Source organism: Gordonia shandongensis DSM 45094 (assembly GCF_000423025.1).
In the GTDB taxonomy this organism is placed as follows: domain Bacteria; phylum Actinomycetota; class Actinomycetes; order Mycobacteriales; family Mycobacteriaceae; genus Gordonia; species Gordonia shandongensis.
Genome location: NZ_AUHE01000002.1, coordinates 272,316 through 298,922, shown reverse-complemented (window position 1 = coordinate 298,922; position 26,607 = coordinate 272,316). Strand labels below are relative to the sequence as shown.

Annotated in this window: 25 protein-coding genes; 12 read left to right on the top strand and 13 right to left on the bottom strand. The window is 68.7% G+C overall.

Annotation, left to right across the window (positions count from 1 at the left end; translation table 11 throughout):
- The first annotated feature begins 58 nt into the window (after positions 1-58).
- Both G528_RS0104235 and G528_RS0104230 read left to right on the top strand, forming a co-directional pair.
- On the top strand, positions 59-838 hold the full coding sequence (locus G528_RS0104235) for an SDR family oxidoreductase (protein WP_026917887.1): 780 nt from the start codon (positions 59-61) through the stop codon (positions 836-838).
- Positions 835-1,968: a lycopene cyclase family protein gene (locus G528_RS0104230; RefSeq protein WP_026917886.1), complete on the top strand. Its 1,134-nt coding sequence runs from the start codon at positions 835-837 to the stop codon at positions 1,966-1,968. Before G528_RS0104235 ends, G528_RS0104230 begins: the two co-directional genes overlap by 4 nt.
- Positions 1,969-1,998: 30 nt before the next feature.
- On the opposite strand, the gene G528_RS0104225 is transcribed toward G528_RS0104230, so the two are convergent.
- From G528_RS0104225 to G528_RS0104175, 11 genes are all read right to left on the bottom strand, one after another.
- On the bottom strand, positions 1,999-3,555 hold the full coding sequence (locus G528_RS0104225) for a hypothetical protein (protein ID WP_026917885.1): 1,557 nt from the start codon (positions 3,553-3,555) through the stop codon (positions 1,999-2,001).
- Positions 3,556-3,642: 87 nt separating this feature from the next.
- Entirely contained in the window at positions 3,643-3,999 is a 357-nt protein-coding gene (gene trxA / locus G528_RS0104220) for a thioredoxin (RefSeq protein WP_026917884.1), read from the bottom strand.
- 122 nt (positions 4,000-4,121) lie between these two features.
- A complete protein-coding gene (locus G528_RS16345; protein WP_051198316.1) occupies positions 4,122-4,943 on the bottom strand; it encodes a histidine phosphatase family protein in 822 nt (273 codons plus the stop codon).
- A 154-nt stretch (positions 4,944-5,097) separates the two neighbouring features.
- Entirely contained in the window at positions 5,098-6,237 is a 1,140-nt protein-coding gene (locus tag G528_RS0104210; RefSeq protein ID WP_156890342.1) for a DUF7373 family lipoprotein, read from the bottom strand.
- A 111-nt stretch (positions 6,238-6,348) separates the two neighbouring features.
- Complete coding sequence (locus G528_RS0104205) at positions 6,349-6,684, bottom strand: metal-sulfur cluster assembly factor (RefSeq protein ID WP_026917882.1); 336 nt, start codon at positions 6,682-6,684, stop codon at positions 6,349-6,351.
- Positions 6,681-7,160, bottom strand: coding sequence for a Fe-S cluster assembly sulfur transfer protein SufU (sufU, locus tag G528_RS16340; RefSeq protein ID WP_051198258.1), 480 nt, complete (start codon positions 7,158-7,160; stop codon positions 6,681-6,683). The genes G528_RS0104205 and sufU overlap by 4 nt, the downstream gene beginning before the upstream one ends.
- A 3-nt stretch (positions 7,161-7,163) precedes the next feature.
- Positions 7,164-8,429, bottom strand: coding sequence for a cysteine desulfurase (locus tag G528_RS0104195; protein ID WP_026917881.1), 1,266 nt, complete (start codon positions 8,427-8,429; stop codon positions 7,164-7,166).
- Between the two features lie 6 nt (positions 8,430-8,435).
- Positions 8,436-9,206: a Fe-S cluster assembly ATPase SufC gene (gene sufC, locus G528_RS0104190; RefSeq protein WP_026917880.1), complete on the bottom strand. Its 771-nt coding sequence runs from the start codon at positions 9,204-9,206 to the stop codon at positions 8,436-8,438.
- Between the two features lie 53 nt (positions 9,207-9,259).
- Positions 9,260-10,432: a Fe-S cluster assembly protein SufD gene (gene sufD / locus G528_RS0104185; protein ID WP_026917879.1), complete on the bottom strand. Its 1,173-nt coding sequence runs from the start codon at positions 10,430-10,432 to the stop codon at positions 9,260-9,262.
- Positions 10,432-11,868, bottom strand: coding sequence for a Fe-S cluster assembly protein SufB (gene sufB, locus G528_RS0104180; RefSeq protein ID WP_026917878.1), 1,437 nt, complete (start codon positions 11,866-11,868; stop codon positions 10,432-10,434). Before sufB ends, sufD begins: the two co-directional genes overlap by 1 nt.
- On the bottom strand, positions 11,865-12,620 hold the full coding sequence (locus G528_RS0104175) for a helix-turn-helix transcriptional regulator (RefSeq protein ID WP_026917877.1): 756 nt from the start codon (positions 12,618-12,620) through the stop codon (positions 11,865-11,867). The genes sufB and G528_RS0104175 overlap by 4 nt, the downstream gene beginning before the upstream one ends.
- A 127-nt stretch (positions 12,621-12,747) precedes the next feature.
- Here G528_RS0104175 and mptB point away from each other — a divergent pair, with 127 nt between their 5' ends.
- The 4 genes from mptB to G528_RS16330 all read left to right on the top strand — a co-directional run bounded on the left by mptB (position 12,748) and on the right by G528_RS16330 (position 17,312).
- Positions 12,748-14,523 (top strand): polyprenol phosphomannose-dependent alpha 1,6 mannosyltransferase MptB, encoded by a 1,776-nt coding sequence (mptB, locus tag G528_RS0104170; RefSeq protein ID WP_026917876.1) that lies wholly within the window; start codon positions 12,748-12,750, stop codon positions 14,521-14,523.
- An 85-nt stretch (positions 14,524-14,608) separates the two neighbouring features.
- Positions 14,609-15,577, top strand: coding sequence for an ABC transporter ATP-binding protein (locus G528_RS16335; protein ID WP_035718847.1), 969 nt, complete (start codon positions 14,609-14,611; stop codon positions 15,575-15,577).
- Complete coding sequence (locus G528_RS0104160; RefSeq protein WP_026917875.1) at positions 15,574-16,374, top strand: ABC transporter permease; 801 nt, start codon at positions 15,574-15,576, stop codon at positions 16,372-16,374. Before G528_RS16335 ends, G528_RS0104160 begins: the two co-directional genes overlap by 4 nt.
- On the top strand, positions 16,371-17,312 hold the full coding sequence (locus G528_RS16330) for a COX15/CtaA family protein (RefSeq protein ID WP_035718845.1): 942 nt from the start codon (positions 16,371-16,373) through the stop codon (positions 17,310-17,312). Before G528_RS0104160 ends, G528_RS16330 begins: the two co-directional genes overlap by 4 nt.
- 73 nt (positions 17,313-17,385) lie before the next feature.
- Here G528_RS16330 and G528_RS0104150 read toward each other — a convergent pair whose 3' ends face one another.
- A complete protein-coding gene (locus tag G528_RS0104150) occupies positions 17,386-17,748 on the bottom strand; it encodes a hypothetical protein (protein WP_026917874.1) in 363 nt (120 codons plus the stop codon).
- Positions 17,749-17,783: 35 nt separating this feature from the next.
- Here G528_RS0104150 and G528_RS0104145 point away from each other — a divergent pair, with 35 nt between their 5' ends.
- Positions 17,784-18,761 carry a quinone oxidoreductase family protein gene (locus G528_RS0104145; RefSeq protein ID WP_026917873.1) on the top strand — a complete coding sequence of 326 codons (978 nt, stop codon included), beginning with the start codon at positions 17,784-17,786 and terminating at the stop codon, positions 18,759-18,761.
- Positions 18,762-18,765: 4 nt separating this feature from the next.
- Here the strand turns inward: G528_RS0104145 and G528_RS0104140 are convergent, their stop codons facing one another.
- Positions 18,766-19,719 (bottom strand): heme o synthase, encoded by a 954-nt coding sequence (locus G528_RS0104140; protein ID WP_051198256.1) that lies wholly within the window; start codon positions 19,717-19,719, stop codon positions 18,766-18,768.
- Positions 19,720-19,988: 269 nt separating this feature from the next.
- On the opposite strand from G528_RS0104140, the gene tkt reads away from it, so the two are divergent.
- From tkt to pgl, 5 genes are all read left to right on the top strand, one after another.
- Positions 19,989-22,064: a transketolase gene (tkt, locus tag G528_RS0104135; protein ID WP_026917871.1), complete on the top strand. Its 2,076-nt coding sequence runs from the start codon at positions 19,989-19,991 to the stop codon at positions 22,062-22,064.
- A 74-nt stretch (positions 22,065-22,138) separates the two neighbouring features.
- Complete coding sequence (gene tal, locus G528_RS0104130) at positions 22,139-23,257, top strand: transaldolase (protein ID WP_026917870.1); 1,119 nt, start codon at positions 22,139-22,141, stop codon at positions 23,255-23,257.
- A 16-nt stretch (positions 23,258-23,273) separates the two neighbouring features.
- Positions 23,274-24,815 (top strand): glucose-6-phosphate dehydrogenase, encoded by a 1,542-nt coding sequence (gene zwf, locus G528_RS0104125; RefSeq protein ID WP_026917869.1) that lies wholly within the window; start codon positions 23,274-23,276, stop codon positions 24,813-24,815.
- Positions 24,812-25,726, top strand: coding sequence for a glucose-6-phosphate dehydrogenase assembly protein OpcA (locus G528_RS0104120; protein WP_211220593.1), 915 nt, complete (start codon positions 24,812-24,814; stop codon positions 25,724-25,726). The genes zwf and G528_RS0104120 overlap by 4 nt, the downstream gene beginning before the upstream one ends.
- Positions 25,727-25,823: 97 nt before the next feature.
- A complete protein-coding gene (gene pgl / locus G528_RS0104115) occupies positions 25,824-26,549 on the top strand; it encodes a 6-phosphogluconolactonase (protein ID WP_026917867.1) in 726 nt (241 codons plus the stop codon).
- The last annotated feature ends 58 nt before the right edge of the window (positions 26,550-26,607 follow it).

Sequence of the window (26,607 nt, the reverse complement as noted above, 5' to 3'; positions counted from 1 at the left end):
GACCGGCGAACCCGAATTCACCGGACCGTCCGACGTCAGCGAGGGATACGGTGGAGCCATGACTGCTTCGAGCCCCGCCCCCGTCGATCTGAGCGGCCGGTCGGCCGTCGTCACCGGCGCCAGCCGAGGCATCGGCCTCGCGATCGCCCACGAACTCGCCGCGCGCGGTGCCGCGGTCGTGATCACCGGCCGCAAGGCCGAACCCCTCGACGCCGCGGCGTCGGAGATCCGCGAGGCGATCCCCGACGCCGTCGTGACCCCGGTCGCCGGCAACACCGGGGACGGTGAGCATCGGGCGGCCGCCGTGCAGGCGGCCGTCACCAACGGCGGCATCGACATCCTCGTCAACAACACCGGGATCAACCCGGTCTTCGGCGATCTCATGACCACCGACCTCAACGGTGTGCGCAAACTCCTGGACACCAACGTGGTGGCCGCTCTCGGATACGTTCAGGAGGCGTACGCCGCGGGGATGAGGGAGTCCGGCGGAGCGATCGTCAACATCGCGTCGATCGCCGGACTACGGTCCACGGGCGTCATCGCCGCGTACGGTGCGTCGAAGGCCGCCCTGATCCGACTCACCGAGGAACTCGCCTGGCAGCTGGGACCGACGATTCGGGTGAACGCCATCGCTCCCGGCATCGTCAAGACCCAGTTCGCCTCCGTCCTCGTCGCCGCAGGCGAGGACCAGGCCGCCGCGGGATATCCGCTCAAGCGGCTCGGGAGTCCCGAGGACATCGCGGCGGCCGCCGCATTCCTCGTCAGCGATCACGCGTCGTGGATCACCGGCGAGACGCTTCGCGTGGACGGCGGGATGATGGCCACCGGAAGCATGTGAACGTCCCCGCACACGTGGATCTCGCGGTCGTCGGCGCCGGCCCCGCGGGGCGGGCCCTCGCACACCGGGCGGTCGCCGCGGGCCTCGCCGTCGCCGTCATCGATCCGGCACCCGATACGCCCTGGCGCGCCACCTACGGCATGTTCGTCGACGACCTGCCGGGTTGGATCACGCGGGACGCACTCACCCGTCCGTCGTCCGGCGTCGTCGTCTACACCCCCGATCGCCGAGTCGTCGGACGTCCCTATGTGACGCTCCGCACCGACATCCTGCAACGGTCGTTGACGCTCGACGGCGCCGCGGTGATCGTCGATCGGGCCTCGAGGCTCACCGCGACCGGTGTTGACACCGAGAGCGGTACCCGGGTGTCTGCGCGCTGCGTCGTCGATGCGCGCGGCGGCCGCGGCGCCGATCCGGGTGCGGCGCGGCAGACGGCATCTGGTGTCTTCCTCACCGCGTCGACGGATCGACGCGATGTCGGGGACGAGACCGTTCTCATGGATTGGCGACACGCCTCCGCAGACAGTCCGTCGTTCAGCTACCGGGTTCCCACGCCGCACGGATACCTCGTCGAGGAGACCTGCCTGGCGGGACGTCCGCCCATCGACGTCGATGAACTCGGTCGGCGGACGGGCGCACGGCTGCCCTCCGGCGTGTCGACGGGACGTCTCGATCACGAATTCGTCGACTTTCCCCTCGACTCCGCGCCGCGCCCGTGGTCCCGAGGCACACGGGCGGCGCTGGCGTTCGGAGCTGCCGGCGGCCTGATGCATCCGGCCACGGGTTACAGCGTGGCCCCGTCGCTCGCGGCCGTCGACACCGTGGTGGCCGCCGTCGTCGCCGGTCGTGACCCGCGGCGCGCGTTGTGGCCGTGCCGCGCCCGCTGGGTCCACCGGCTGCGATCGGCGGGGCTGGAGGTCCTCCTCGCTCTCGACGGACCGTCGATCACGGCCTTCTTCGACGCCTTCTTCCGCCTCCCCGGGGATGACCAGCGGGCGTTCCTGTCGGAACGGGGGAACCTCGCGGGCGTCGTCCGGACGATGGTCCGGCTCTACGCGACGGTGCCCGGCGAACTCCGATCGGTGATGCGCCGTCGCACCATCGCGAGCCTCGTACATCGCGCGCCGTAGCGACGCCGCACCGCGACGGGACCGCCCCGATCAGGGTGCTACCGCGACGACCTCGATGTTCTCGACGCCTTCGGCCGCGAGCTTCCGGGCGGTGGCGTCGGCCGCACGCTGTTCGGCGAAGACCATGCGGATCGGACTGCTTCCCGCGGCCGACCGCGCGGCCCGCGCCAGTTCGACGACCTTCGCGGTCCCCGGCCATGCCGGATCCAGATCGCCGGACGGGGTGACGTGCGCGTCGTATCCGGCCGACGCCACGATCAGCAGCGTCCCGTCGGGCTCACGTCCGTCGAATGCGAAGCCGCCGACGTCGTACACCAGCGACGAGGCGCCGCCGACGATCGCTCGGTGGTAGGCGCGGGCGGTCGGATGCTTCTTCACGCCAGCGGCGCGCCACCCCGCCGCCGATTCGGTGAGGGTGCGGGCGCGCGTCGACTCCGTACGCAGTGCGTCGGTGTCGAGGCGACCCATCGCGGTGACCAGGAACTGGCTGCTCGAGTTGAATGCGACATCGCGGTTGCCGGATTCGTTGACCGGAATGGTGCACGATACGGGGGTCGACCCGTTGAACGGGCCGACCGCCGAGGCCGTACACGACCGACCGGGCACGTTGTTCACCGTCAGCTTCGTGGTGAGGGTGATGCGCACCTCCCCGGAGACCGCGCCGACAGCGGTGTTGCGGACGTCGTACTTCATCACGCAGCTGGCGAACGTGCAGTCGAGGTCTCCGTCGCCCACGTCGATGCGGACCGACGCGACCGGCAGCGATTCGGTGCTCGCGATCGTCTTCTCGATCTTCGAGTACACGGTGTCGGCCGAGTCCAGGAGATCGATCGACAGACTCGCCTGCGGCATTCTCCCGTCGGAGTCGATCGTCTCGATCGGGGCGCTGACGCCGACGGGACGGTCCTCGTCGTCAAGGGTGGTCGTCACCTCGCCGGCCTCGATGCGGCTGCTGCCGTCGAACTCGTCGGCCTCGTCGTATCGGGTGACGCCGACCGGATCGCGTCCGGTGTGGACGCGGACGTCGGGGGTGTCCGACCAGCGCGGGTCTGCGACGGTGCCGGAGATCTCCGCATCGCCCGTCCTGGCCTGCCGGCCTTCGAGCGCCGCGCCCATCCGACTGGGGCGCAGCAGCAGGCGCAGATCGGCGCCGAACACGTCGATCGGGGCCAGGGTCCAGGCGTCGGCGGTCTTGTTCTTCACCTGGACGCCGAGCTGCTGGCCCGGCACCCGTTCCTTCCAGAACTTCTCGCCGGCCTTGACCAGCAGCAGGTCGCCCAGCAGCCGGATCTCCGCCTGTCCGTCGCGGGTCCCGATCCGGCCCGCGGCGTCACCGGTGGAACTGACGGTCACGTCGTGGAGCTGCATGCTCAGGCCGTTGCCGCCGCGGATCGCACCGCTGTAGGTCACCGCCGGTGCGTCGGCGAGCGCGGCCGCCGCCCCACCGAGAAGCTGACCTGCTCGGGTGGCCTCGTTCGGGACGGCGGTGCCGTCGGTCCGGTGGGTGAACACACCGAGGAGTGCGGCGACCACGAGCCCGACCGTGAGGACGATCGAGCACGCTGAGACGACGGATGACTTGCGCAACGGTGGTTCCCCTTCGCAACGGGACGACGGTGTCGTTGCTCGAATCTACGGCACCGTCGCCCCGGGGTCGGTCACCGGGCCGACGGTTCAGTCCTGGCCGCTCTCCCGAAGCGCCTTGTCCACATCGAGTTCCTTGAGCTGCGTGATCAGGTTGTCGAGGGCCTGCGGCGGCAGTGCGCCGGCCTCGTTGAAGACCAGACGCCCCTGCTTGAACGCCATGATCGTCGGAATCGACCTGATGCTCGCGGCAGCGGCCAACTCCTGTTCGGCCTCGGTGTCGACCTTGCCGAACACGATGTCGGGGTTGTCATCGGACGCTTTGGTGAAGGTGGGCGCGAACTGGCGGCACGGGCCGCACCAGGTCGCCCAGAAGTCGACGAGCACGATCTCGTTGTCGACGATCGTCTTCTCGAAATCGGCTCCGGTCAGATCAATGGTTGCCATGTCCCCATCCAACACGGTCGGCGACCCGAGTATTCCCCCGCGTCCATCTGATCGCGTCCATCTGACCGCGCGAGTCTGATCGCGCCCACCTCACCGTCACCGGCGTCGGAGCGCCGGGGCCGTCAGCACGGCATCAGCGACCCCGACGAGGAGCCGAAGCCGAACTGCGGGCATTCGGGAACGGCGGGCAGCTGCGGCGAGCCGACCCACTTGACGATGCGCCAACTGCCGGGTTTGCCCTTGAGGACGATGTAGCCGACGTTCTTCAGGACGTCCTTGCGCGACTGTTCGGCATAGTTCGCCGCGTTGTTCGCGCTGAGCATCACCCACGTCGAGATCGCCGCGACGTGGGAGAACACGACCGGATTCCTCTTACCGCCGGCGAAGACCTCATTGATGGAGCCCGTGTACCGCGAGAGGAACTCGGTGCCGTTCTCCGCGCCCGGAATGCGCGCGGCGAGGTCCCCGTTCATCCACCGGAACGGTGCGCCGAAATAGCCCTTCCCCTGTTCGGCTTCCGCCTTCGCGTCTGCCTCCGAGGTCCCCTCGTAGTCGCCGGCGAGGATCTCGTGGACTCCGTCCTTGACGACGACTCGCTTGTGCAGCTTCCGTGCCATCGGTTCCGCCGTCTGCTGGGTCCGGATCATCCGCGACGCGTACACGCCGTCGAATCGCGACGAGCCCAGGAGTTCGGCGATCGCCCGCGCCTGGGTCCGCCCCTTGGCCGTCAGGTTCGGTCCCGGCGTCTTCGTGTCGATGAATCCGCTCGTGTTGCCCTCGGACTCGCCGTGCCGCACCAGCGTCAGGGTGTACTCCCCCGTGTCGGGCGCCGCGTCCGCGGTCACCGGAACGCCGGCGACCACACCGGCTGCGGTCACCGACGCCGCGGCGGCGACGGCCACCCTCCTCGCGACCGACCGTCGCATTGCTGACCACTGCTTCATCGTGTTCCTCATTTCTGTCGGCGGCGTCGGACACGACGCCACCCACAGACTGGGCACCACGCTGGACACCCGTCGGGTTATGCCCAGGAGGATCGCTGCGACGGCACGGATTTACCCTTACGGTCTCGATCATCGCACCGCCGTCGCGACAGGGTCAGTCGCGGAGCTTCTTGAGGAACGTGTACTGGGCCGAGATCTGCGCCTGCGCGTCCTCGAGGGTGGAGTCGTACACTTCGCCGACGTACCGGCCCACCGTGATGAAGCAGGCGGCCCTCCGCCCGCTCTTCAGGCAGCGCGCCGACCCGAGGTCCTGCGGGCTCGACGCCTTGCGGGTCGTCTCGTCCTCGAAGTTCTCGGCCAAGAAGTCGACCCAGCCCGCGGCCTGGCGCTCGCTCGCCGCCCGGTACGCCTGACTGCCGTTCCATGCGAAGCGGTCGATGCCCGCCGCGGTGAGCGCCCGCAGGGCCGCCTCCTGGTCACCGTAGAACAGTGCCGCGGCCCGCCGACCGTAGACGGCCTTGTGCAGGGGATTGCCGTCGTCGGACCGCAGTGTCCCGGTCAGCAGCCCGTCGGGATCGATTCGCCGATCGTCGCTGTCGGCTCCGACGTCCTTGAGCAGTGCGATCTGCTGCTCCTGTCCCGTCGCGGCGACCCGCTCCGACCAACCCCGGTCGGGCGACTTCGCCCAGGTGTAGATCAGTCGCGAGCCCTGCGTGGTGAACGCAGCCACGGTCTCGCCGTACTTGCCGCCGTCGTGAATCCCGACGGCACCCGCGGGAAGCCCCGGAACCGGGGCCTTCGCGAACTTCGAATACCTCGACGGTTTCAGCATCGCCCCGGACAGCTCGTCGACCGCGGCGGTGGCCGCCTTGTCGTCGGAGAAGACGTACACGGCCTGGTTGAATCCGTAATCGTTGTCGTCGGCATTGCCTGCGGTCACCGTGAATCCGTACTCGAAGTGCTTCATCGCCGGCAGATCCGCGGTGTCGGGGATCACGATCTGCGTGTTGGTGACAGTCGCCAACGGCTGGGTCGGGAGCTTTCCGTCGTCGAGTTTGGGATCGATCGCACTGGGAAAGACCATGTGGTCGGCCAGGCGTACCGCCCGCAGCTTCGCCCACGAGACCGGCGAGTCGGCATCGCCGAGCGCCGGAGTCTGCTCGCCTCCGTACTTCCCCGTCTTCAGGGTGATCGGCCCGCGTGTCGGCGTCCCGTCCACCGCGCAGGCGGCCAGCGCCATGCCGAGAACGAGGGCGAACACCGGGAGCAGGGGTCTGCGCCAAGATTTCTGCATGCGACGAGCATACTGGTGCCGTTGCGCACACCCGTCACCCGAATGACGTGCCGCCGAGACGGCCACCGGGCGACGCCTGCTCCACGGCGCCCGGCCGGCCGATGCGACCGGTCAGACGGTGAAGCCGAGCGCTCGCAGCTGCTCGCGGCCGTCGTCGGTGATCTTCTCCGGCCCCCACGGCGGGATCCAGGTCCATTCGATCTCCATGTCGGTGCACAGACCGCTGTTGATCAGGACGCTGCGGATCTGGTCTTCGATCACGTCCTGCAGCGGGCATGCCGGCGAGGTGAGGGTCATCTCGATCTTCGCCGCGGCGTCGTCATCGACCTCCAGTCCGTAGACGAGGCCGAGGTCGACGACGTTGATCCCGAGTTCGGGGTCGACGACGTCGCGCATGGCCTCCTCGACATCGTCGATGGAGGGCAGTGCCGTGTTGGTCTCGGTCATGAGGTGGCTCCTTGATCACGGTGGGTAGGAGAATCTGTGATGATGTCGACGGTCTGGGACAGCGCGTCCTTGAACGCCATCCATCCCAGCAGCGCGCACTTCACCCGTGCCGGGTATCTGCTGACACCCGCGAAGGCGATCCCGTCGCCGATGACGTCCTCGTCACCGGATTCGGTTCCGCGCGAGGTCATCATCGTGTTGAACGAGTCGAGTGCGGCGAGCGCCTCGTCGACTCGCAGTCCGACCACCTGGTCGAACAGCACGGACGTCGACGCCTGGGAGATCGAGCAGCCCTGCGCGTCGTACGAGATGTCGGCGACCGTCTCGTCGACCACCGACACCCGCAACGTCACCTCGTCGCCGCAGGTCGGGTTGACGTGATGGACCTCGGCTCCGAAGGGATCGCGCAGACCGCGGCCGTGCGGGTGTTTGTAGTGATCGAGGATCACTTCCTGGTACATCTGCTCCATCCGCACGGCTCAGCGCTCCCCGAAGAAACGCTGTGCGGTGACGATGGCGTCGGCGAGCGCATCGACCTCGTCCAGCGTGTTGTAGACGGCGAACGACGCACGCGCACTGGCCTGGACACCGAACTTCCGGTGCAGAGGCCACGCGCAGTGATGGCCCACGCGGATCGCGACGCCCTCGTCGTCGAGGATCTGTCCGAGGTCGTGCGCGTGGACGCCGGCGACGTCGAACGACACCGCTCCCCCGCGCAGCGCGGTGTCGGCGGGACCGACGAGCCGCAGCCCCTCGATCGCGGTCAGGCGTTCGAGGGCACGCGCGGTCAACTCGTGCTCGTGGGCGGCGACGACGTCCATCCCGATGTGCTCGAGGTAGTCGACCGCGGCACCGAGCCCGACCACCTGCGAGGTCATCGGGACACCGGCCTCGAACCGCTGCGGCGGCGCCGCATACGTCGAGCCCTCCATGGTGACGGTCTCGATCATCGAGCCACCCGTGAGGAAGGGCGGCAGTTGAGCGGACAGGGACGCCTTGGCGTAGAGCACCCCGACTCCCGACGGGCCGAGCATCTTGTGGCCCGAGAAGGCCGCGAAGTCGACGCCGAGCGCGGCGAAGTCGACGGGCATGTGCGGAACCGACTGGCAGGCGTCGAGTACGACGAGCGCTCCGACTTCGTGGGCCCGAGCGACGAGTTCGGGGACGTCCGCGACCGCACCCGTCACGTTCGACTGATGGGTGAAGGCGACGACCTTCACCGACTCGTCGAGTTCCAGTGAATCCAGATCGATGCGGCCGTCGTCGGTGATCGAGTACCACCGGAGGGTCGCGCCCGTCCGACGGCAGAGTTCCTGCCAGGGCACCAGATTGGCGTGGTGTTCCAACTCGGTGACCACGACGGTGTCGCCCTCCCCGAGGGGCGTCCCGCCGACCACGGAGGCGGCCCGATCATCACCGAGCGCGTACGCGACCAGGTTGAGCGACTCGGTGGCGTTCTTCGTGAACACCACCTCATCGACCGCGGCGCCGACGAACCCGGCGATCGCGGCCCGCGCATGCTCGTACGCGTCGGTGGCCTCCTCGGCCAGCTGGTGCGCACCCCGATGGACGGCGGCGTTCCGATGCAGCAGGAAGTCCCGTTCCGCGTCCAACACCTGCAGCGGACGCTGAGACGTGGCACCCGAGTCGAGGTAGACCAGCGGCTTTCCGTCACGAACCGTGCGCGACAGGATCGGAAAATCCTGCCGGACGGCCGTGACGTCGAGTGCAGCAGCGGTGGTCATCGCCGCCTACTGCGCCAGTGCCGAGGTGAAGCGCTCGTAGCCCTTCTCCTCCAGCTCGTCGGCCAGTTCCGGACCACCGGACTCCACGACGCGCCCGTCGACGAAGACGTGGACGCGATCGGGCTTGATGTAGCGAAGGATCCGCGTGTAGTGCGTGATCAGCAGGATTCCGCCGTTCTCGCGTTCCGCGTACTGGTTCACGCCCTCGGAGACGATCCGCAGCGCATCGACGTCGAGGCCCGAGTCGGTCTCGTCGAGGATCGCGATCTTCGGCTTGAGGAGGCCCAGCTGCAGGATCTCGTGACGCTTCTTCTCGCCGCCCGAGAACCCCTCGTTGACGCTTCGCTCGCCGAACGACGGGTCGATCTCGAGTTCGGCCATCGCCTCCTTGGTCTCCTTGACCCAGTGGCGGAGCTTCGGCGCCTCACCGCGGACGGCGGTCGCGGCGCTGCGCAGGAAGTTCGACATCGAGACGCCGGGCACCTCGACCGGGTACTGCATGGCCAGGAACAGGCCCGCGCGGGCCCGCTCGTCGACGCTCATCTCGAGGACGTCCTCACCGTCGAGGGTGATGCTTCCCGAGGTCACGGTGTACTTGGGGTGACCGGCGATCGCGTACGACAGCGTCGACTTGCCCGAGCCGTTCGGGCCCATGATCGCGTGCTTCTCGCCTGCGCGGATCGTCAGATCGACGCCCTTGAGGATGTGGATGGGCTCGGCGTCGGGATCGGCCGGCGTCACGTCGACGTGCAGATCGCGGATTTCCAGGGTGGTCATCTGTAGTGGTTCCTTTGACGAAAATCGAAAGTGGGTCGTGGGGTCGGTGCGCGTCAGGCGCCGGCGGCCTCGAGTTCGGCCTCGATCGCGGCTTCGAGCCGTTCGCGCAGTTCGGGCACCGCGATCTTGGCGAGGACCTCGCCGAAGAATCCGCGGACGACCAGCCGCCGCGCCTGATCCTCGGGGATGCCCCGGGACTGCAGGTAGAACAACTGCTCGTCGTCGAACCGGCCGGTCGTGCTCGCGTGCCCGGCACCCAGGATCTCGCCGGTCTCGATCTCGAGGTTCGGCACCGAGTCGGCGCGCGCGTTGTCGGTGAGGACCAGGTTGCGGTTGAGCTCGTAGGTGTCGGTGCCCTCGGCGTCGGGACGGATCAACACGTCGCCGATCCAGACCGTGTGCGCCTCCTTGCGCTTGTCACCGGACTCGTCGCCCTGCAGCGCCCCCTTGTAGATCACGTGCGACCGGCAGTTCGGCTGCGAGTGATCGACGAGCAGCCGCTGCTCGAGGTGCTGTCCGGCGTCCGCGAAGTACAGGCCCCACAGCTCGGCGTCGCCGCCGGGGCCGGTGTACTGCACATGCGGCGAGATGCGGACCGTGCGCCCGCCCAGGCTGATCGCGAAATGCTTGACGGACGCATCGCGGCCGACCGAGACGTGGTGAGTCGTCACGTGGGTGACGTCGTCGTCCCATTCGTGGACGTTGAGCACCGTGATGTGCGCGCTGTCGCCGGCGATGATCTCGACGTTCTCGCCGATCACGCCCCCACCGCGTTGATCGAGCACCACGACGGCCTTCGAGAACGGCATCGCCCGGATCTGGAGATGCGTGTAGGCGACCTCGTCGGCACCCGGCCCGGTCATCGTGATCGTGACGGGGTCGGCGACCTGCGCCTCCTTCTCGATCGTGACGATGGTCGCCTCGTCGAACGAGGAGTAGGCCTGCGCCGAGACCCGGTCGAACGGCACACCGGCCTGCCCGAGACGCTCGTCGTCGCGCCCGACGGTGTCAACACTGACTCCCGCCCCGACGCCGGTGACCTCGACGCCCGCGCGACCCGTGGCCGGTGCACTGCCGTCGTGCAGTCCCTGCAGCCGGCGGAACGGAGTGAAGCGCCAGGCCTCTTCGCGCTGTGCCGGGACCTCGAAGGCCTCGACGTCGTACGAGGTGAAGAGCTCACCCTTGTTGACCACCGGCGACGCGGTGGTTGCGACGGTGTCCGTCATCAGCCGACCGATCCTTCCATCTGCAGTTCGATGAGGCGATTGAGCTCGAGCGCGTACTCCATGGGGAGCTCCTTGGCGATCGGCTCCACGAATCCGCGGACCACCATCGCCATCGCCTCCTCCTCGCTCAGCCCACGACTCATCAGATAGAAGATCTGGTCGTCGCTGACCTTCGAGACCGTGGCCTCGTGGCCCATCGTGACGTCGTCCTCGCGGATGTCCACGTACGGGTACGTGTCGCTGCGGCTGATCTGGTCGACCAGGAGCGCGTCGCACTCCACCGTGGAGCGACTGCCGTGCGCACCCGGGTTGATCTTGATGAGTCCGCGATACGACGACCGTCCGCCGCCGCGCGCCACCGACTTGGAGACGATGTTGCTCGACGTGTGCGGCGCGAGATGCACCATCTTCGAGCCGGTGTCCTGATGCTGGCCCTCGCCGGCGAACGCGACCGACAGGACCTCGCCCTTGGCGTGCTCGCCGGTCAGCCAGACGGCCGGGTACTTCATCGTGACCTTGGACCCGATGTTCCCGTCGATCCACTCCATGGTCGCGCCCGCTTCGGCCTTCGCACGCTTGGTGACCAGGTTGTAGACGTTGTTCGACCAGTTCTGAATGGTCGTGTAGCGGCAGCGGCCGCCCTTCTTGACCACGATCTCGACGACTGCGGAGTGCAACGAGTCCGACTTGTAGATCGGCGCGGTGCAGCCCTCGACGTAGTGGACGTATGCGTCCTCGTCGACGATGATGAGCGTCCGCTCGAACTGGCCCATGTTCTCGGTGTTGATCCGGAAGTACGCCTGCAGCGGGATGTCGACGTGGACGCCCGGCGGCACGTAGATGAATGATCCACCGGACCAGACCGCGGTGTTCAGCGCCGAGAACTTGTTGTCGCCCGCCGGGATCACCGTTCCGAAGTACTCCTGGAACAGCTCCGGGTAGTCCTTCAGCCCGGTGTCGGTGTCGACGAAGATGACACCCTTCTCCTGCAGGTCTTCCCGGATCTGGTGGTACACGACCTCGGACTCGTACTGCGCGGCGACGCCCGCCACCAGACGCTGCTTCTCGGCTTCGGGGATGCCGAGGCGGTCGTAGGTGTTCTTGATGTCCTCGGGCAGATCCTCCCAGGACTCGGCCTGCTTCTCGGTGGACCGAACGAAGTACTTGATGTTGTCGAAGTCGATGCCGTCGAGGCTCGCGCCCCAGTTGGGCATCGGCTTGCGGTCGAAGATGTTCAGCGCCTTGACCCGCTGCTGGAGCATCCACTCCGGCTCATCCTTCTTCGCGGAGATGTCGCGCACGACCGCCTCCGAGAGGCCTCGCTTCGCCGAGGCGCCTGCCTCGTCGTTGTCGGACCAGCCGTACCCGTAGCGATCGAAGGAAGCAATGGTCTCTTCCTGCGTCAACTGGGTGCCGGCGGGATCGGTGACCGTCATCGGGGAACCTTTCCTTCGTGGGTGTCCGCGACCGCGGGCTGAGCGGTCTGCGGTGTTTCGGGGTGCACGGGCGTCTCGGTGTGGACGGGTACGTGCGTCGTGCACACGCAGTCGCCGTTGGCGATCGTCGCCAGGCGCTGCACATGGGTGCCGAGCAGTTCGGTGAACTTCGCGGTCTCCGCCTCGCAGAGTTCGGGGAACTCGGCGGCGACGTGGGAGACCGGGCAGTGGTGCTGGCAGATCTGGACGCCGGCACCGACTTCGCGGGTGTCGGCAGCGTATCCGCCGGCGGTGAGAGCGTCGGTGATCTGGTCCACCGTCGCGATGACCGAGCCCGTGGCGGCGACGGGCTGCACATCGGCCACCAGTTCGGTGATCCGGTCGCGGGCGAACTCGTCGACGGCGTCCTGCCCCGCGACGGTTCGGAGTTTCCGCAGCACGGCGCCCGCCAGGTCGTCGTAGGCGTGACGCAGTTTGCCGCGCCCGGCCGGCGTCAGTTGGAACCACTTCGCCGGGCGGCCTCGGCCGCCCCGGTGAAAGCCTGCCGGAGCCGCCTCGATGTCTCCGTCGGCGGAGAGGATCTCGAGATGCCTGCGGACGCCCGCAGTGCTGATTCCGAGCCGTTCGGCGATGTCACGCGCCCGCATCGGCCCCTCGTCCACCAGCAGAGACACCACGGCAGCCCGGGTCTGGCCGTCGGGCACAGCTCCGTCTGCATGCTGCTGTGACAGCAGTCGATGGTCTCCACTCATGCTTTTCACAACAATATTGTTACTTAATTAATTCCCTCGCGGCTAGGAAGGGTTCCCTTACCGGTCGGCGATGCCGGCCCGCGATGACCGCACATGGCGTCCGGTCCCACCGGTTAGAGTCATCGATGTGCCAGAACTCCGCCTGCTGCGTAGGACCGTCGACTACGTGGGACTGTCGAAGCCCTCCCTGCCGCACGACGCCGACCGGACGGGCGACTACGGAACCGCAGTCGCCCGCATGCACGGAGCCGAGACCGAGGTGGGCCCGCTCAACCGCCTCGAGACCCTGCAGATGCGACGCATCCGGCTGTTCGGCACCACCGCGTCGCTGCTCGTGCTCGTCGGATCCCTCGGCACCGGAATGGTCCCGGTCCTGCAGAACCCGATCGTCGGCACGCGTGTGCTCTCCCTGCCGTCCCGGATGTATTCGACCGCGCTGACCATCTCCATCAGCGGGGCGGTCATGCTCGTGGTCGCCTGGATGCTGCTCGGCCGTTTCGCGGTCGGCCGCCTGCGAGTCGAGGTCGCCGAGGGCCGAAGCCCGGCGCGCCGGATGACGCGCGGTCAGACCGACCGGACCCTCCTCATGTGGGTCGCCCCACTCGTCATCGCCCCGCCCCTGCTCAGCAAGGACGTCTACTCCTATCTGGCACAGAGCGCCATCGCGTACCGGGGCATGGACCCGTACACCTACAGCCCGATGCGCGGACTCGGTGTCGATCACCCGCTGACGCTGTCGGTGCCGAACCTCTGGAAGGACACACCCGCGCCGTACGGTCCGCTGTTCCTCTGGATCGGCGAACACATCACGGCGATCACCGGCGACAACATCGCCGCGGCGGTCCTCCTGCACCGGCTGGTGGCGATCTGCGGCGTCCTGATGATCGTGTGGGCGCTCCCCCGACTCGCCCGACGCTGCGGCGTGTCGGCCGTGGCCGCGCTCTGGCTCGGCGCACTCAACCCGCTGCTGATCCTGCACCTGGTCGGCGGAATCCACAACGAATCGCTGATGATCGGCATGATGCTGGTCGGCATGGAGTGGTGCTTCGCCGCGATCTACGGCGCCGCCGACCTTCTTCGACATGACCGCCCCTGGCTGCCCTCGAGTGCAGGATGGCTGCTGGCGGCCGGCGCCGCGATGATCGCGGCCTCGTCGATGATCAAGGTCACCTCGCTCATGGCGCTCGGTTTCGTCGGCATCGCACTGGCGCGACGATGGCGCGCCGACCTGCCCGCGCTGCGGCACGCCCCGCTGCGCGAATGGTGGTCGCGGATCAGACAACCCCTCGCCGCGGTCAGCGCGGCCGCTGCGACGACCGGCGTGATCGCCGTCATGGTGATCCTCGCGATCTGTCTCGGCACCGGGCTGGGCTTCGGCTGGACCGGAACGCTGAGCACCGGCGGGATCGTCCGATCGTGGATGTCGATGCCGACCCTGCTGTCGGTGGTGTCCGGCCGCATCGGCCTGTGGCTCGGCATGGGTGAACAGACCCAGGCGATCCTCGACACCGCGCGCCCGATCGGGCAGCTCATCGCCGGAGTGTTCGTGGTGCGGTGGCTCCTGGCCACCCTCGCCGGACGCATCCAACCGATCGGCGCACTCGGCATCGCGATGGCCACGTTCGTCCTGTTCTTCCCCTTCGTTCAGGCGTGGTACCTCCTGTGGGCCGTGATCCCCCTGGCCGCGTGGGCGACGACCGCCTGGTTCCGCGTCGGCACCGTGCTCATCTCCGGCATCATCGCGATCGTCGTCATGCCGACGAGCTCGGACACCAGCCCCCTGGTGGTCGCGCAGGGACTCGCCACCGGAATCGCGATCGTCGCCGTCGCCGGGATGGTGTTCTTCATCGACAGTCCGGTCCGCAGTTGGCTGCGGCGACGCCGCAGCGCAGCGGCTCGTTGACCGACGCGGACGGCGGTGTACCGAGTGGTCGCCGTCACCCGCCCCGAGGCGGGATCCGACCGACGACTGACCTACCCTGAACGGTGTGGACCAATCCTCGAAGAGCCCCGGCGGGCCCGATCGCCGAGACGACGGCCGTGACGCGGCCCTCCGGGTGACCGGACTGGTCAAGACCTTCGGGGACACGACGGCCGTCGACGGTCTCGACCTGCATCTGCGGCGTGGCGAACTCCTGGCGCTACTGGGCCCCAACGGGGCCGGAAAGACGACCACCGTCGAGATCTGCGAGGGATTCCTCGCCCCCGACGCCGGTACCGTCTCGGTCCTGGGACTCGATCCCGTCGCCGACAACGATCGACTGCGCGCCAGGATCGGCGTGATGCTGCAGGGTGGCGGGGCGTATCCCGGCGCCAAGGCGCACGAGATGCTCCGCCTGTGTGCCGCGTACAGCGAGAATCCCCTCGACCCGGACTGGCTGATGTCCGCGCTCGGACTGGCCGAGGTCGCCGGGACCAGCTTCCGTCGCCTGTCCGGCGGCCAACAACAGCGGCTGTCGCTGGCCTGCGCCCTCGTCGGACGCCCCGAGCTGGTGTTCCTCGACGAACCGACCGCCGGGCTGGATGCGCACGCCCGCATCATGGTGTGGGAGCTCATCAGTCGACTCCGCAGCGACGGTGTGTCGATCCTGCTGACCACCCATCTGCTCGACGAGGCCGAAGAGCTCGCCGACCAGATCGTCATCATCGATGAGGGCCGCGCCGTCGCCGCCGGCGCGCCCGACGACCTCGTCCGCCGGGACGCCGAGGGACAACTGCGTTTCACCGCGGACGACGTCGTGACCGCCGATCTGCAGAACGCGCTGCCCGACGGCGCTCACGCCGCGGTGACCCCGTCCGGCGACCACGTCGTCACCGGCGACGTGACGCCCGAACTCGTCGCCGCAGTCGCGCAGTTCTGCGCGAGCCGCGGCGTTCTGATCTCCTCGATGTCGGTGGCGACCAACAGCCTCCAGGACGTCTTCCTGACCCTGACCGGGCGAGAGGTGCGAGCATGACACAGACCGCGACCACCAACCGTTTCCCCGCCGGGACCTTCGTCCCGGCGCCCCACTCGGCGCGACTGTCGCGCATGCTCGCGGCCCAGACCCGCATGGAGTTGACACTGCTGCTCCGCAACGGTGAGCAGCTCCTGCTGACGATGTTCATCCCGATCACCATCCTGGTCGGGCTGTGCCTCATGCCCTTGGCCACCGAGGGCGGTGAGGGCACCGCCGCACGGGCCGCCACATTCGTCCCGGCGGTCCTGGCCGTGGCGATCATGTCGACCGCGTTCACCGGTCAGGCGATCGCGGTCGGATTCGATCGGCGTTACGGGGCCCTCAAGCGGCTCGGCGCCACACCGATTCCACGGTGGGGCATCATCGCGGGCAAGTCCCTCGCCGTCGCGATCGTGGTCGTTCTGCAGGCGGTCGTCATCGGCGGCATCGGCGTGGCGTTCGGATGGCGCCCGACACTCCTCGGCGTGCTCTTCGGCGCACTGATCGTCGCTCTCGGAACGGCGACGTTCGCCGCGCTCGGGCTGCTCCTCGGCGGCACCCTCAAAGCCGAGGTCGTGCTGGCCCTCGGCAACCTCATCTGGTTCGTCCTCCTCGGTGTGGCCGGTCTGGTCGTCTTCGACGACCACGTGAATCCGGTGCTGCACACGATCGCGCGACTCACGCCGTCGGGCGCCCTCACCGAGACACTCTCCCGGGCTTTGGCCTCCTCGGCCGACGTCCTCGGCATCAGCGTCCTGATCGTGTGGGCGATCGTCGGCGGCGCTCTGGCAGTTAGGTGGTTCCGGTTCCAATGATCGACACGTGGTTCGGTTTCAAAAGGCCGACGGCCCGGTTCCTGCACGCCTGGGCGATCGCCAACGTCGCGGCGAACGTGCTGCTGGTCGTCACCGGAGGCGGAGTGCGCGTCACCGGGTCGGGGCTCGGCTGCCCCACGTGGCCGCAGTGCACCTCGGGCAACATCGCCCCGGTCCGCGGCAATGAGATGGGCATCCACAGCGCGATCGAGTTCGGGAATCGACTGCTCACCTGGGTGCTGGTCGCCGTCGCCGTCGCAACCTTCGTCGCCGCGGTACGCCGCCGCCCGGCCGATCCGCTCGCCCGCCGTCTCGCGTTGATCGTGGCGCTCGGCGTGCCGCTGCAGGGCGTCATCGGCGGCATCACGGTGCTCACGAACTTGAACCCGTGGGTCGTCTCGCTGCACTTCGTCGCGACCATGATCATCATCTCGATCGCGACGTGGCTCGCGATCCACGTCAAACCGCGGGAGGCGACCGCTCCGTCGATCGTCGACGGCGCCGAGTCCGCTCCGGCGTTGCGCCGTGTCGGCATGATCGTCGCGTGGCTCATGTATGCGACGACGTGGATCGCCGTGTATTTCGGCACCGTGGTCACCGGATCGGGTCCGCATTCCGGCGATGACATCGCGATGCGCAACGGGTTGCGCTTCGACCAGATGGCCGTCTTGCATGCCGATGCGGTCTGGACGCTCGTCGGACTGTCCGTCGCCCTCATCGTGCTGACCGTGGCCGCCGGGTCGTCATTGAAGCGGTCGGCCCTGGTGTTCGGGGGCATCGTGCTGCTTCAGGGCTTCATCGGGTACCTGCAGTACGTCCTCCACGTGCCCGGCGGACTGGTGATCCTGCACATGTTCGGAGCCGCGATTCTGATGATCGGCGCGACGCAACTCGTCCTGGCCACCACTCGAACCGAGGGCAGCCGGCGCACCGAGTAGGCCCCGCGCCGGGAAGCCTCTCCGGTCGCTGCCTGTGCTCGGTTGCCGGCTGCGCTCGCTCGGGGATGCGTCGTCAGTCGAGGATCTTGCGGTTTCTCGCCTTCGGGAAATGCTTCTGACGAGCCACCCAGCCGGCCATCGTGCGCCAGTGGGAGGGTTTGACGTTCGCCGCGGACGTGAGGTCGCGGTCCCACTCGGCCGTCTCGAGGCCGTCGACGGCGTCGACGACCGCGCGGGCCGTGTCGAGGTCGTCGACGACGCGGTCACCCATCAGTCCGTTCTCCCCGACGAGGGTGATGCGGACTCCCGCAGCTCCGATCGGCTGCAGGACGGCCTTCGCGGTCCCGCCCTCGGCGGCGACGAACTTGCGGATCGAGCCGACCACGGCCCCGGGTGCGGTCGCGGGTGCGGTCGGTGCAGCGGTCTGTTCACTCATGACTGCTGAGTATACCGACGTGCCACCATGGGTCCATGCGCGCGATCCACGTGTCGGCCCACGGTGGCCCAGAAGTCCTCGACCTCGTCGATCTGCCCGATCCGCGGCCCGCGCCGGGCCAGGTCCTCGTCGCCGTCGACACGGCGGGTGTGAACTTCATCGACACCTATCGGCGGGCGGGAATCTATCCCTCGTCGCCGCCGTACGTCCCCGGCGTCGAGGGCGCCGGCGAGGTCGTCGAGCTGGGCGACGGCGTGACAGACCTGCGGGTCGGTGATCGAGTCGCGTGGTGCGACGCCGACGCGAGCTACGCCGAACTCGTGACGGTCCGGGCCGAGCGTCTGCTGCCGGTGCCCGCCGAGGTCGACCTGTCGACCGCCGGCTCGTCGTTGCTGCGCGGCCTGACCGCGCACTATCTCCTCGACGGCAGCGCTCACCCCACACGCGGCGACACCGTGCTGATCCATGCGGGCGCCGGCGGGGTCGGATCGATCCTCACCCGGTGGGCGGCCCGACGCGGGATCCGTGTCATCACGACCGTCTCATCCGCGGAGAAGGAGGCGCTGTCGCGTCGAGCCGGCGCCGCGGAGGTCGTGCGGTACGGCGACGACCTCGTCGAACGGGTCCGCGACCTCACCGACGGCGTCGGGGTGTCGACGGTCTACGACGGGGTCGGCGCGGCGACGTTCGATCAATCGCTCGCCGCGACCGCCGTGCGCGGCACCGTCGTCCTGTTCGGCGCCGCGAGCGGCCCTGTTCCGCCGGTGGACCTGCAACGCCTCAACACGGCGGGGTCCCTGTCGGTCACCCGGCCCACACTGGCGCACTTCATCGCCGACCCGGCGGAGTTCGCCTGGCGCGCGGACGAGTTCTTCCGCGCCCTCGTCGACGGCGTGCTCGATGTCAAGGTCGGTCGGCGTTTCCCGCTCGACGCCGCGCGTGATGCGCACCGGGCGCTCGAGTCGAGGGCCACCGCCGGGACGACCGGACTGGCGGTGGGTCGATCGCGGTGATGCGTCAGACGTAGCTCGCGATGGTCGGCAGGTGCACCACCGCGTCGACGGCGAGACCGCAGAACAGCAACGCGAGGTACTCGTTGGAGATCAGGAAGATCTTCAACGGTTTCACCTCCGCGCCTCGACGGGTCTGGCTGTAGAGCATGGTCACCTTGTAGATGAACCACCCGCCGGACAGGACCGCGACGCCCAGGTAGATCCAGCTGGTGACCGGGATGAGGGCGAACGAGGTCACCACCGTCGCCCACGTGTAGACGAGCATGTGAGCGGTCACCCGCTCGTCGCTCGCGATGACCGGGAACATCGGCACCCCGGCGGCCCGGTAGTCCTCGCGATAGCGCATCGCGAGTGCCCACGTGTGCGGCGGCGTCCAGAAGAACACCACCAGGAACATCACGAACGGCTCCCAGCCCAACGAGTGGGTCACCGCGGCCCAGCCGACCAGGGCGGGCATGCAGCCGGCGATGCCGCCCCAGATCACGTTCTGCCAGGTCCGCCGCTTGAGTATCAGCGTGTAGACCACGGCGTAGAAGAAGATGGTGAACATCACCAGCGCCGACGGCAGGAAGGAGCGTTCGCCGTCGCGCGCGGTCCCGAAGTACAGGACCGCGAACGACGCGGCGGCGAGGACGACGCCGAAGATCAGCACGTTCCGGATCGGCACGGCCTCGCGGGCGAGCGGGCGGCGTGCGGTCCTCTTCATCTTCCGGTCGATGTCGGCGTCGGCGACCATGTTGAGGGTGTGCGCGCTGGCCGCACCCAGCCACCCGCCGACCACCGTGATGAGGATCAACGCGATGTCGATACGGCCGCGTTCGGCCTGGAGCATCACCGGAATCGTCGAGACCAGCAGCAGTTCGATCACGCGGGGCTTCGTCAGTGCGACGTAGGCGCGGACGGTGTCCCAGATGCGATGCGGGATGTTCCGCTCCGCCACCGGAGTATCGGTGGACATCGCGGTCGAGGAGGCGTCGGTGTCCGCGCTTTCCCCAATACTCACAGATGCTCCTCACAATAGGCATCGGTCAGGCCGGCGTGAAGACCACCGACGGGCTACTACAAACGATGGTAGACCGGGTGACGCCGCAGGAGAGAATCCGGCCGGTCCAGATCACAGATGCTCCGAACGTGCGGGCACGCGCGCGAGATCCGCGCCGGTGCCGCTAGGCTGGAATCGCTCATGCGTCCGAGCACCCGATACGAGGCACAGGAGAGTCCGCCACCGTGGCCATTACCGACGAGATCCGCGCGCTGACCGAGCAGGTCCACCCCAGTGACTGGACCGATCTGGACACCAAGGCGGTCGATACGGCGCGCCTCCTGGCGGCCGACGCCGTGCAGAACTGCGGCAGCGGCCACCCCGGTACCGCGATGAGCCTCGCGCCCCTGGCCTACACGCTGTACCAGCGTGTGATGCGTCACGATCCGACCGACCCGGGGTGGGTGGGGCGCGACCGGTTCGTGCTCTCATGCGGGCATTCGAGCCTCACCCAGTACATCCAGCTCTACCTCGGCGGCTTCGGGCTCGAACTCGACGACCTGCGAGCGCTGCGCACGTGGGGCTCGCTGACGCCCGGGCACCCCGAGTACCGACACACCGCGGGCGTGGAGATCACCACCGGGCCCCTCGGGCAGGGACTGGCCTCCGCCGTCGGAATGGCGATGGCCTCCCGTCGTGAGCGCGGCCTGTTCGACCCCGACGCCCCCGCGGGAACGAGCCCGTTCGACCACTTCGTCTACGTCATCGCGTCGGACGGCGACATCGAGGAGGGTGTCACGTCCGAGGCGAGTTCCCTGGCGGGCACCCAGCAGCTCGGCAACCTGGTGGTCGTGTACGACCAGAACGAGATCTCCATCGAGGACGACACCGCCATCGCTCTCAGCGAGGACGTCGCCAAACGTTACGAGGCGTACGGCTGGCACGTTCAGACCGTGACCGGCGGTGAGGACGTCGCGGCGATCGAGGCGGCGATCGACGCGGCGAAGGCCGTCACCGACAAGCCGTCGATCATCTGCCTGCGCACCGTCATCGGGTGGCCGGCGCCGACCAAGATGAACACGGGCGCCTCGCACGGTGCGGCGCTCGGTGCCGACGAGGTCGCAGCCACCAAGGAGATCCTCGGCTTCGACCCGGCGGTCGATTTCGCCGTGGACGACGCCGTCCTGGCGCACACGCGGTCCCTCACCGAGCGCGCGGCCGCGGCCCGCGCCGACTGGCAGGCGGCATTCGACGCCTGGGCGCGCGACAACGCCGACCGCAAGTCCCTCTTCGACAGGCTGACGAACCACGAGCTGCCCGACGGCTGGGCTGACGCCCTGCCCCGCTGGGAGGCCGGGGACAAGGCTGTCGCAACGCGATCGGCGTCCGGCAAGGTCCTCTCCGCGTTGGCGCCGATCCTCCCGGAGCTGTGGGGCGGTTCGGCCGATCTCGCCGGATCCAACAACACGACGATGGACGGTGCGACCTCGTTCGGACCGACGACCATCTCCACCGAGACGTGGTCGGCCGACCCCTACGGCCGCACCCTGCACTTCGGCATTCGCGAGCATGCGATGGCCGCGATCCTCTCCGGCATCGTTCTGCACGGACCCACCCGTGCCTATGGGGGCACGTTCCTGCAGTTCGCCGACTACATGCGCCCGGCGGTCCGACTCGCGGCGCTCATGGAGATCGACCCGATCTACGTGTGGACGCACGACTCGATCGGTCTCGGCGAGGACGGTCCGACACATCAGCCCGTGGAGCACCTCGCCGCTCTCCGCGCCATCCCGAACCTCGACGTGGTCCGCCCCGCCGACGCCAACGAGACCGCGTACGCATGGGCGCATCTGCTGACCCGCCGGAACAGGCCCGTCGGTCTGGCACTCACCCGTCAGAACGTCCCGGTCCTCTCCGGCACCGACGCGCAGGGCGTGGCCCGTGGCGGATACGTCCTGTCGGACGCGGACGGATCGTTCGACGTCGTCCTGATCGGAACCGGATCCGAGGTGGCCCTCGCGGTGGAGGCCGCGGACCGGCTGGCTGCCGACGGCGTCCGGGCCCGCGTGGTGTCGATGCCGTCGCTGGAGTGGTTCGCCGAACAGGACGCCGACTACCGCGAGTCCGTCCTCCCGACCGGTGTTCCGCGCGTGGCCGTCGAGGCGGGTATCGCGATGCCGTGGCACGCGGTCGTCGCCGGCGGCGAGATCGTGTCGCTCGAGCACTACGGCGCATCGGCGCCGTACGCGAAGCTGTACGAGGAGTTCGGCATCACCGCCGACGCCGTCGTCGCCGCCGCGAACCGCGCCCTGGGCCGCTGAATCTCTGGGCCGCTGAACCCCGGGGCCGCTGAACTACGGGGCCGCTGAACCCCTCGACGGATAGGAGTCCGCTCATGTCTCAGAATTCCAGGCTCGCCGACCTCTCGGCCGCCGGTGTCTCGATCTGGCTCGACGACCTCTCCCGGGATCTCATCGACTCCGGTGGGCTCCGGGAGGCCATCGACACCCGTTCGATCGTCGGGGTGACGACCAACCCGTCGATCTTCCAGAAGTCGATCACCTCATCGGACGCCTATGCCGAGCAGATCGGCCGACTCGCGGCCGGCGGCGCATCCGTGGACGCCGCGATCACCGCGCTGACCACCGACGACGTCCGTGCCGCCTGTGATGTCCTCGCCCCGGTCTTCGCGGCGACCGACGGCCTCGACGGCCGTGTGTCCATCGAGGTCGATCCCCGACTCGCGACCAGGACCGACGAGACCGTGGCTCAGGCGATCGAGCTGTGGAAGCTCGTCGACCGGCCCAACCTCTACATCAAGATCCCGGCCACCGCGGCCGGGGTCCCCGCGATCGCGCGCGTGATCGCCGAGGGCATCAGCGTCAACGTCACGCTCATCTTCTCGGTCGAGCGGTACCGCGAGGTGATGGACGCCTACCTGGACGGTCTCGACCAGGCCCTGCGCAACGGGCACGATGTCGCCTCCATCGCGTCGGTCGCCTCGTTCTTCGTCTCCCGCGTCGACAGCGAGATCGACAAGCGTCTCGACGCCGTCGGCACCCCCGAAGCGCTCGATCTGCGGGGGAAGGCGGGGCTGGCGAACGCCCGACTCGCCTACGCCGCGTACCGGGAGGTCTTCGAGACCGAGACGAGGTTCCCCGACCTGCAAGGCCACGGCGCCCTCCCCCAGCGTCCGCTCTGGGCGTCCACCGGCACGAAGAACCCGGACTACCCGGACACCCTCTACGTCAGCGAGCTCGTCGCACCGAACACCGTGAACACCGTGCCGGTCGCGACGCTCGAAGCCTTCGCCGATCACGGCTGGGTCGACACCGAGTCGATCGTCGGCCGGGAAGCCGAGTCGCGCGAGGTATTCGACGCGCTGAGCGCCGCCGGCGTCGACCTCGCCGATGTCTTCGATCTGCTGGAGACCGAGGGGGTCGCCAAGTTCGAGGAGGCGTGGGCCGAGCTCCTCGACGCCACGCAGAATCAACTCGACGCGTCCCGATCCTGATCGGAAGGTGCATGCGGTGAACGGTGGCAGCACGGCGACCTGGACCAATCCACTCCGGGACCCGCACGACACGCGCCTGCCGCGGATCGCCGGGCCGTCGGCACTCGTCATCTTCGGGGTGACCGGCGACCTGGCGCGCCGCAAGCTGATGCCGGCGATCTACGACCTGGCGAATCGCGGTCTGCTTCCGCCGAGCTTCGCACTGGTCGGATTCGCGCGACGGGACTGGGCGCATGAGGATTTCGCACAGGTGGTCCGCGATGCGGTGGAGGCGCACTGCCGGACGGGGTTCCGCGCCGAGGTCTGGGAACGCCTGTCCGAGGGCATCCGTTTCGTCTCCGGCACCTTCGAGGACGACGACGCCTTCGCGACCCTGCAGCACACGCTCGCCGAACTCGACAGGGAACGCGGCACCGACGGGAACCACGCCTACTACCTGTCGATCCCGCCGAAGGCCTTTCCGACGGTGCTGAGTCAACTGCGACGTACCGGCATGACCGAGCAGAACGGCGACAACTGGCGTCGCGTCGTGGTCGAGAAGCCCTTCGGGCACGATCTGGCGAGCGCGCGGGAGCTCAACGCCCTCGTCGGCAGCGTGTTCCCGGAGGACTCGGTCTTCCGGATCGACCACTACCTCGGCAAGGAGACCGTCCAGAACATCCTCGCGCTGCGATTCGCGAACCAGCTCTTCGACCCGCTGTGGAGCGCACACTACGTCGACCACGTTCAGATCACGATGGCCGAGGACATCGGGCTCGGCGGGCGCGCCGGCTACTACGACGGAATCGGTGCGGCCCGCGACGTGATCCAGAACCATCTCCTCCAGCTTCTCGCGCTCGTCGCGATGGAGGAGCCGGTGTCGTTCTCGCCGCGGCATCTGCAGACCGAGAAGATCAAGGTCCTCTCCTCCACGCGGAACATCCTGCCGATCGCCGAGAACTCTGCCCGCGGTCAGTACGGTCCCGGGTGGCAGGGTTCGGAACCGGTCGTCGGACTCAAGGACGAGGAGGGTTTCTCCCCCGATTCGACGACCGAGACGTTCGCGGCGATCGCGCTGGAGGTCGACACTCGCCGGTGGGCGGGCGTGCCCTTCTACCTGCGGACCGGTAAGCGACTGGGCCGCCGGGTCACGGAGATCGCCCTGGTGTTCAAACGGGCGCCCCACCTCCCGTTCGACGACACGATGACGGCGGAACTCGGACAGAACGCCCTGGTGATCCGCGTTCAGCCCGACGAGGGGGTGACCCTGCGCTTCGGTTCCAAGGTGCCCGGCAGCAGCATGGAGGTTCGCGACGTCAACATGGACTTCTCGTACGGCGAGGCCTTCACCGTCTCGTCGCCGGAGGCCTACGAGCGGCTCCTCCTGGACGTCCTGCTCGGCGAGCCGTCCCTGTTCCCGGTCGACGAGGAGGTCGAGCTCAGTTGGCAGATCCTCGATCCCGTCCTCGAGCAGTGGGCTCAGAGCGGTGCGCCCGAGGAGTATGAGTCCGGCTCCTGGGGACCGGCGTGCGCCGATGAGATGCTGAGCCGGACCGGACGACTGTGGAGGCGGCCGTGATCGTTGATCTTCCCGACACGTCGACGATCGAGATCAGCAAGAAGCTGGTCTCGGTGCGCCGGACCGGCGGCGCGGTGACGCTGGGACGCGTGCTGACGTTGATCATCGACATCGACGACGACACCGATGCCGAGGCGGCGATCGAGGCGTCCAACGCGGCCAGCCGGGAGCATCCGTGCCGCGTCATCGTCGTCGACCGCCGCGACTCCCGCGGCGAGGCCACCCTCAACGCGCAGATCCGGGTGGGCGGCGACGCCGGCGCGTCCGAGGTCGTCGTCCTCGACCTCATCGGACCGCTCGCCGCGCATCCGCACGCCGTCGTGACGCCGTTCCTGCTGCCGGACACTCCGGTCGTGACGTGGTGGCCGGGCCGAGCGCCCGCGAATCCCGCCGACAACCGGCTCGGTCGACTGGCGTCGCGACGGATCACCGATGGCCGCACGGTGACCGATCCGGCGACGTTCCTCGCCGACCGGGCCGCCGGGTACCGTCCCGGCGACACCGATCTGGCGTGGGCTGCGATCACGCCGTGGCGGGCCATGCTGGTCTCGGCGCTCGATCGACCGCCGCACACCGCCGTGACGGGGGCGCGCGTGAGCGGTCCGCGCCATATCGCCGGTCTGGACCTGTTCGCCGGCTGGCTCGCCGGTGAACTCGGCATTCCCGTCGACCGGGGGACGTCCGAGGAGATGTCGGTTCGACTGGACCGCGGCGGGGCCGAACTGCTGATGAGCGTCGGAGATTCCGGGGTCGGCGTACTGCGCAGCACCGGGCATCCCGACGGCCGCGCGGCGTTCGCCCGACGGAGTACCGCTGAGTGTCTGGCCGAAGAGTTGCGCCGCCTGGACGCCGACGAGGTGTACGAGGTGGCGCTGCGGGGTCTGTCGGCCGTCAGGTTCGTGACCGGCTAGGTTGGTGGTGAGACAGATTTGCGGCCGGCGATGGCTCCCGGCCGGACAGGTTTGCGGCCGGCGATGTTTCCCGGCCGGTGATCCGCGAGGAGCAGTGATGACCCGCCCCGTCGAGCATCTGGTGTTCGATACGTCCGACGAACTGATCGACACGGCCGCCGAACGTTTCATCGCGACGGTCAGCGCGGCCCAGGAGGCACGCGGGCTGGCGCACGTGGCGCTCACCGGCGGCACGAACGGGATCGCGCTGCTGCGGCGTCTCGCGCACGACAGCGGCGACATCAGCTGGCAGCGCGTGGCGCTGTACTGGGGCGACGAACGTTTCCTTCCCGCCGACGACCCCGAACGCAACGCGGGACAGGCCGCCGCCGCGCTGCTCGACCACGTGCCCGTCGATCCGGCCAGGGTCCACTGCATCGCGCCCTCCGACGGTGAGTTCGGCGACGACATCGCGGCCGCCACCGCCGACTACGCACGTCTCATCGGCGACGACCTCGTCTTCGACGTCCACCTGCTCGGGATGGGCGGAGAGGGCCACGTCAACTCGCTGTTCCCGCACACGGAGGCCACCGCCGAGGATCGGCGGCCGGTCGTCGCGGTCACCGACTCCCCCAAACCGCCGCCGCGTCGCATCAGCCTCACCTTCCCCGTCGTCAACCGGTCGCGTGAGGTGTGGCTGCTCGTCTCGGGGGCCGAGAAGGCCGACGCAGTGGCTGCGGCGGCGCGTGGCGCCTCCCGCGACGACTGGCCGTGCGCCGGCGCTCACGGCACGGACAACACCGTGTGGTTCCTCGATCGTGCCGCGGCGGCCGGACTGCGCTGAGCGGACCGCACGCTCCGACCCGTCGGTCCTTCGGAAGCGGCGGTCCGCCCGAATCTCG